Annotated in this window: 1 protein-coding gene; it reads right to left on the reverse strand. The window is 68.3% G+C overall.

All coding sequences use genetic code 11. The features are described from left to right. The coding region (locus VFZ66_06030; GenBank protein HEX6288728.1) for an amino acid adenylation domain-containing protein at window positions 1-1,383 on the reverse strand (1,383 nt) is incomplete at both ends.

Below are 1,383 nucleotides of genomic sequence, written 5' to 3' on the forward strand. Positions count from 1 at the left end.
CAGGCCCAATACGTCGGCCCAGATCCGCGCCAGCGTCGTCTCCGTCTCCGTCCGGGGCGCGACCAGCGTCGTCGGAGCGCTCGTGCGCTCCGGCTGGGGCAGCGCTTTGCGATCGACCTTGCCGTTGGGCGTCAGCGGCAGGGCGTCGAGCACCACGATCGCGCTCGGCACCATGTAGGCGGGCAGGCGCTCAGCCACATAGCTGCGGAGGTCGGCAATCAGGCCCTCATCCCCGGCCCCTCGTTCCACGACATACGCTACCAGCCGCGCGTCGCCCGCTCCGGCTTCTCGCGCCACAACGACGGCCTCGCGCACGGCGGGATGCGAGCGCAGCACGCTTTCGATCTCGCCGAGCTCGATGCGGTAACCGCGCAGCTTGACCTGCTGATCGACGCGGCCCAGGTACTCAAGCTGCCCGTCAGCGCGCCAGCGCGCCAGATCGCCCGTGCGGTAGAGCCGCGACCCAGCCTCGACATCGAATGGGTTAGGCAGGAAGCGCTCAGCGGTCAGATCGGGGCGGTTGAAGTAGCCGCGCGCCAGCCCGACGCCGCCGACATAGATCTCGCCAGGCACGCCGATGGGCGTCGGCTGCATCAGCACATCCAGCACATACACGGCCATATTCGCGATCGGACGTCCAACCGGCACGTGATCGCGATCCGCTAACTGTCGCGTGTCGAAGCAGGTCGCGTCTGCCGCCACCTCGGACGAGCCGTACAAGTTGATCAGCGTCGCGTGCGGCATCTGCGCGGCGAAGCGTCGCGCGACATCGAGCGGAAGCGCCTCGCCGCTGGAAACCCAGCGGGTGAGCTGTGGAAGCTGGCGGTCCAGGCCCGGATGCGTGTCGAGGATTGCACGCAGCAGCGACGGCACCAGCACAATGCGCGTGATGTGCTGCTCGGCCAGCGCGCGAACAAGCAGCACGGGGTCTTTGACCACATCATCGGCGATCACGCTCAGCGGCACGCCTTGCAGCAGCGGCCCGAAGATCTCCCAGACCGAGTCGACGAAGCTGAGCGCAGTTTTCTGGCAGCAGCGCTCGTCTTGAGCAAACGGGTAGGCGCTCCACATCCACTGCAAGCGGTTGACAACGCCGCGCTGAAGGCCGAGCACACCCTTTGGCCGTCCGGTGGAGCCGGAGGTGTAGATCACATAGGCGAGCTGATCGGGGTGGATGCGGGTGGGCGGCGGCGTGGCCGGGTAGGCGGCCAGCGCCAGCGTGTCGAGGCAGGCGACCGGCGCCGTCGTCGGCACGTGGTCGCGCACAGCCCGCTGCGTCAGCACCACCGCCACCTGTGCATCGTCGAGCATGAACGCCAGCCGCTCTGTTGGATAGGCCGGATCGAGCGGCACATAGCAGCCGCCCGCCGTCAGCACCGCCAG

The sequence above is a fragment of the Herpetosiphonaceae bacterium genome (assembly GCA_036374795.1).
GTDB lineage: Bacteria > Chloroflexota > Chloroflexia > Chloroflexales > Kallotenuaceae > LB3-1.